The sequence below is a fragment of the bacterium genome (assembly GCA_040753085.1).
Classification (GTDB): domain Bacteria; phylum UBA9089; class JASEGY01; order JASEGY01; family JASEGY01; genus JASEGY01.
On record JBFMHI010000149.1, the window covers coordinates 1 to 6,814 of the forward strand.

Genomic DNA, 6,814 nt, shown 5'->3' on the forward strand with positions numbered 1-6,814 from the left:
CAATCATTATGGTGAGGTGACAATCTCTTTTCTTAATTAAAGCTTCTATTAGATAAAGCTATCTTTCAAAAAGCCTTGTTGGCCCAATAGCACAAAACCTTTTCTGGAAGTGCGGAATGCAAGTTAATCCTTCCTTTGTCGAATTAATTGCTTTATGTCATCTACCTTTTTATCTAACCTTTCCAATATTTTCTCTTTAACTGCATCTACCTCTTCATGTCTCTTAGACTTAGTAAGCTCCTTGAGTAATTTTTTTGTTTCCCTCACCCTATCCCTCTCCCATCAAGGGAGAGGGAATTTTGCTTTGTCTCCCAACTAACTGCTTAACTTAGTTTTGAGTAGTTGCCGTTAAATATACAAAAATTAGCAATAGATATATTATTTAATTTTTAGCTTGCTTCTTTACTTTATTTATGATATAATATTAATAGGAGGTTTTTTAAATGAAGAAACGGTTATCTATTCTATTTTTATTATACAGAAAACAGGGAATAGTCTGGGCTTTTTGTTCTGTGTTCTGGGTTCTTGGTCTGATGATGCCTCTTGGAATGGCGGCTGGTTCTTCTGATCCAGGACCGATTATTAGGGATGCCCTCTTTCATTCACCGAGATTGACCGAGCAATGGTCTAATGAACCAGCCAGAGCCCCGGCCAGGGCCCCCGGCAGGTTTAGAGAGACCAGTGAATATATGATCGGCCGGATAGCCGTAGGTATAATCTTGCCTGAAAGTAATGGCAGTATTGACTATCCTCAAACAGAAAATTGGACCTCGGCTGAGGAAAATGCGATTAAGGCCGAGATTCAGGCCTGCCTTAACTGGTGGGTGGCCAGGGAACCGGCTGCCCAACTTAAATTTATTACCGACTTTCACTTCCGGGTGCCTACCGGTTATGAACCTATTCAACACCCCCAGACAGATGAAGGTCTCTGGATATCAGAGGTAATGACCAGCCTGGGCTATCCCGGGACAAACTATATGGACCAGGTTTACGAATATAATAATGCCCTTAGAGAAGAGCAGGGCGCCGATTGGGCCTACACCATCTTTGTGGTTGATTCTTCCGCCGATGGAGATGGGAAATTTAGTGACGGTTATTTTGCCTATGCCTGGGTGGGCGGTCCATTTGTGATGCTCACTTACGACAATAACGGTTACGGTATATCCAACATGGATGCCGTCTGTGCCCATGAGACAGGTCATATCTTTTACGCCCTGGACCAATATGCCGAAAGCGGCTGCAGCCCCACTGAAATATCCGGCTATCTGGCGGCGCCTAACAGTAACTGTGAAAATGGCGGGACCTCTTATGAATGTATTATGCGGGGCGAAGTGAGGCCTTATACCACCGGCGCCGTTTCCATTTCTGCCCGGGAACAGATAGGCTGGCGAGACACTGACTCGGATGAAATCCTGGATATCGTGGATATCAATCCTGAGACATCTTTGACTCCCTTCTTACCGGATCCTACTGAGAATTCAACCCCGGCCTATACCGGGTCAGCTCAAGCCGGAGCGCCTTTTCCCAATAATAATCCTTATAATCCTTACGGCAGTGGAAGAAGCGACATAAATATCAACATCATTAGCGGCGTTGAGTATCGGTATCGTCTTAATAGCGGGGATTGGAGCGAATGGTTGGCCGCCTCGGCGGCAGATGGAGCCTTTGACAGCCAGGAAGAGGATTTCACCTTTACTACCTCCCCCCTAACCCAGGGAACTTATGACTTTGAAGTCAGGGCCTTAAACCGTTTCGGCAATGCCGACTCATCGCCAGCGGCCGACCAGTTGACCATTGAGGGCCAAGACCTCCCGCCCACCTGCACCCTTATCCAGCCTGGAGGTCTGACCTGGTATAATGGAACGATAACCCTGGCGGCCTTGGCCGAGGATTCCGATGGCGTGGTTACCCAGGTGGAATTTGATTATTCCCTTAATGGCTCCACCTGGTATTCCTGTGCAGGCAGTCCGGTTACGGCTTCCCCTTACAACTTGAGTTGGGAGAGCTGGCCGGCTGGGGAAGTAGACCAGAGTGTCAGCCTCCGGGCCAGGGCCAAGGACAATCAGGGGCTGTATTCCGAATATTCACAGGTTCAGATTAAGGTGGATAATAAGAGCCCCCAGTTCAGCAACTGGGTCAATACACCGGCTGATTTGACCGAAGACTTTATTGGCTCCTTTCAGATCCGAGTAGATGTAATGGATGAGGGGATCGGCCTGCAAGGTGAAGCTCCGGGGCTGGACTACCGGATCGGCCTAAACCCCTTCGATGGTTACGAAACTATGACCCTGTCTGGAGGAAATGCCTGGATTTTTAACATCTCTGAGCCGGTTGACGGTTGGGAGAATTATGGCGGCCAGTATCTGGAATACAAGGTTCAGGCCAAAGACGGCTTGGGTAATACGGCGCTAAGTCAGGCAAGGCAAGAGCTTATCGATGAGATCAATTCCCCTCCTACCGTTAGTTTGATCTCCCCACTGCCCCTTGCCTGGAATCACGGAACCATCAATTTAGCGGCTGAGGCATCAGACCCTGACGGGTCAATTACTCAGGTTGAATTCTTCTATTCTCTCGATGGCCTGATCTGGTATCTCTGTCCCGGAGGGGTTGATGCTGTCTACCCTTATGCGGTAAGCTGGACGAGCTTGCCGGCGGAAGGGGTGGATGAAAGTGTCGGCCTCCGGGCCAGGGCTAAAGATAATGAGGGCCTATATTCTACCTACGATGAAATTCAGATCAAGGTGGATAATGTCCCGCCTCTCATCAGCCACTGGGTTCAGGTTCCGGATGATCTAACCGCGGATCATTCAGGTCCATTTAGGATTATGGTGGCCGTATCCGACCAGGGTTTTGGTCTCTCAGATCAGGTTCCCGGTCTGGACTACCAGGTCGGTTCTCTTATATTTGATGGCTATGAAGAGATGACCTGGGACGAAGGTGATACCTGGCTCTTTGATATTTCGGCCCCCGGGGGTGATTGGACGTCTTATCAAGGGAAATCCATAAGCTACAAGGTTGAGGTAGCCGACGGGCTGGGAAACACCACCACCAGCGAAGTGCGGGAGGAGTTCATTGATGAAGTTGAGAGGCCGCCTACCTGTCAACTCATCTCACCCGCCCCTTCGGCCTGGTATGCCGGACTCATCAATCTGACGGCCGAGGCTAACGATACCGAGGGGATAATCACTCAGGTGGAGTTCGCCTATTCCCTTGATAGGCTCAGTTGGGCTCCACTTCCCGGAAGTCCTGATACCACTTATCCTTATAATTTGACCTGGGATAGTTCATCTTCGATTCAGGTGGATGAAAATGTCAGCCTTCGGGTCAGGGCTTGGGATAACCAGGGATTATATTCTGACTATCACGAGGTGCAAATCAAGATAGATAATGCCCCGCCCTTACTTGACAACTGGCGCCGGATACCGCTTGATCTTACGGAGACACATTCGGGATCTGTCAGGATTGAGCTGGATATCTTTGATGAAGGGGCCGGGCTTTCCGGACAGGTTCCGAAGCTGGACTATCAGATTGGCTCTGAGACCTTTGGCGGTTACCAGGAAATGACCTCAACAGGAGGCAACGTCTGGTCTTTCGAGATACATGAGCCGGAATCCGGCTGGGAAGGTTATAGGGGAGAGCCTCTAATTTACCAGGTTGAAGCAAGCGATGCGGTGGGGAATACCACCCTGAGCGATCTGTATCAGGAACTTATCGATAGGGTTAATCTGCCGCCGGTCTGCGAACTTACCCTGCCTGCGCCTTTAGCCTGGTATGCCGAAACGATTCCTCTCTTAGCCGAGGCTAATGATCCTGATGGAACTATTGCTCAGGTGGAATTTGCCTGGTCTTTTGATCAGGCCACCTGGTATCCAGTTCCAGGGAGTCCGGCTACCGCCTCTCCCTATGGCTTAACCTGGCGGCCATCGGTTCAGACTGAGGGGAGTGCCTTTATTCGGGCCAGAGCCAGGGATAACGAGGGCCTTTACTCGGCCTACCACTCGATTCAGATCATGCTGGATAATAAGCCCCCCGCTTTGAGTAATTGGATAACGGTCCCCTCTGATCTCACCGCTGACTACCAAGGCCTTTTTCAGATTAAAGTCGAGGCCGTAGACGGGGGTATCGGTCTGGCCGCTGAGGGGGTAAAGATCGATTATCGAATTGGGTCCGAGGCCTTCAGTGGTTATCAGGTTATGACTTCAGGAGGGGGCAATAGCTGGGTATTTAATATCGCCGAACCACTTGAGGGTTGGAGTAGTCACGGAAACGAATATCTGGAATATAGAATCAAGGCCACTGATGCCCTGAATAATGAGGTCACCGGTGATCTAATGGTTGAACTCATTGACCGCATTAATTGGCTTGACCCTACCTGTCGGATTACTTCGCCTCTTCCCCTGAACTGGTATGCCGGATCCATTAGTCTATCGGCTGAGGCCAACGATACTGATGGGACCATTGTTCAGGTAGAGTTCGCCTATTCTCTGGATGGACTCACCTGGTATCCGGTGGCAGGCAGTCCTGATTTTAGCTATCCTTACAGTTTGGTCTGGGATACTCGACAGATCATCAGCCAAACAAATCAGAGTGTGCAGATCAGGGGCCGGGCTCTGGACAGCCAGGGACTTTATTCAACCTCCGCTGAAGTAACCATCAAGGTGGATAATGAGGCCCCTGACTTTAGCCATTGGGATAATACACCGGCTGATCTTACGGCTGACTACGCTGGCCCTTTCCAGATCAGGGTGGCTATTCTGGATGAGGGCGTCGGCCTGCTAAAGGCGCCTGAAATTGATCACCGGATAGGTGCCGGGTCTTTTAGCGGCTATCAAGAGATGATACGAGGCGAAGGCGACACCTGGATGTTTGATATCCCTGAACCAGTTGAGGGTTGGGAGGCTTATGCCAATGAATACCTTGAATATAAGGTCGCCGGCCAGGATGGTCTGGGTAATGCGGCCACATCTGATTTAAGAAGCGAGTTTATCCAGGCCCAGTCGACTCCGCCGCAATGCCGCCTTATCTCTCCCGCGGCTTTCGGTTGGTATGCCGGCAGGATTAACCTGGCGGCTGAGGCATCTTCTTCTAATGGCCGTATCCTTCAGGTTGAGTTTGCCTATTCCCTGGATAGCCTGACCTGGTATGAATGTGAAGGGAGTCCTGTTTCTGCCTCCCCTTATTCTTTGGTCTGGCAGACTGTGCCTTCTGATGGAGTAGACAGCCAGGTTTATCTGAGGGCCAGAAGCCTGAATTCCATTGGAGCTTATTCTGATTGGAATGCGATAGAAGTAAAGATAGACAACCAGCCCCCCCTCTTCCAATCCTTTACCCATATTCCAGATACTCTTACTAACCACTCCACCGGAAACGTAGTGGTCAATGTTGGTATCCTGGAAACAGGGAGCGATCTTGAATTTCCCGGATGGGATTGGCGAATTGGAGGAGATGCCTACACCGGCTATAAACAAATGGATTCTAATGCCCCTGGCCTATATACGGGGGCCATTCCAGAACCGGTCCAAGGATGGGCGGCTTACGCCGGTGAATATGTTTACTATCGAATAAAGGCCAGTGACCGAGCCGGCAATACCGCCTTTAGCCCAGAACAAATGATACCTATTCAAGCGCTTGAACAGATGCCGCCTGTTTTGGATTGGGTGGCGGCCAAGGAAGCCGAAGTGGACATCCACTTTCAAGACGAGAGCCTGCCCCTCAACCTCTCAGAGGCCTCTTTCTTGATCTTTGAAACAGATAATCCTGGCCACGTTCTTACCTTGTTTAATCCTGTCCTGGACCAGCTTGATCAGGCCTTAGTCCATCTCCCCCTGCTTCAGTTTGAGGGTGGGGTTACCTACACCTTGAAAATAGAAGGGGTCAAGGATGCGGCCGAGAACCGGAGCCCCTCTGTTCTGGAAAGGGAATTTATCCCTGTTTTCCCGGATCAAGTCACCGAGGTAATCAAGGAGGACGGCACAGGCATAGAAATTGAGCCGGGTACCTTTGATGAGGTCGTATCTCTTGAGATAGACCTGGCGCCAGTCTTGGCCCAGGAGTTTGAGACAGAAAGCTCAGTGACTTATAAATTGATAACCACGACTGGTCGAAGATATGAGGCCAGAGGCACAGATGGAGCTTTATTAGATGAAGATGATTTTAACCGTCCGGTCAAGATACAGATACCTTATCCTGAAGCTGAAGAAGGAAATGATTTAAGTATCTATTACTTAGATGAGGCGAAATCCGTATGGCTTGAACTTACTGGTGAGCAAGAGATAGATCATAATTCTCACCTGATTACTGCTTTAGCGTCTCACCTTTCTATCTTCTGTATTGCTCGACTTACTTCACCTCCGATTGAACCACCTGCCGGGGAAGATTTCATTGTCTATCCCAACCCCTTCAGAGGGCCGGACGGGCATACCCGTATTAACTTTAAAGGACCGGGCGAGCAGGCGAGGATAAGCATCTTCTCTGTAAGCGGCCAACTGGTAAAGAAATTAAGCCGGGAAAATTGGGGGGGAGGCATCTGGTCCTGGGAAGTAGAGCCTGATTTGGCCAACGGCCTTTACATCTACCTCATCCTTGAAGGCGGGACTAAAAAGGTAGGCAAGCTGGCGATTGTTAGATAGCAGACGTAGATTCACTCGATTACTGGAGTCCTTGACCCCTTGAATCCTCGGTCCCTAAAACGGATGTTCCGCCAGCATTTTAGGGCTAAGATATTTGAGGGCAAGGAGTTATGTTATATTTTTACTTTTAAATGTAGCCACTAAAAATTTAATATTTCTCAAAAAAGTACTTGACATAGTGAGGA

At 49.5% G+C, this 6,814-nt stretch carries 2 protein-coding genes; one reads left to right on the top strand and one right to left on the bottom strand.

Annotated elements, in window-relative coordinates; translation table 11 throughout:
- Positions 1–123 precede the first annotated feature (123 nt).
- On the bottom strand, positions 124–267 hold the full coding sequence (locus AB1797_12015) for a hypothetical protein (protein ID MEW5768323.1): 144 nt from the start codon (positions 265–267) through the stop codon (positions 124–126).
- A gap of 176 nt (positions 268–443) precedes the next feature.
- On the opposite strand from AB1797_12015, the gene AB1797_12020 reads away from it, so the two are divergent.
- Positions 444–6,629: an Ig-like domain-containing protein gene (locus tag AB1797_12020; GenBank protein MEW5768324.1), complete on the top strand. Its 6,186-nt coding sequence runs from the start codon at positions 444–446 to the stop codon at positions 6,627–6,629.
- Positions 6,630–6,814 lie beyond the last annotated feature (185 nt).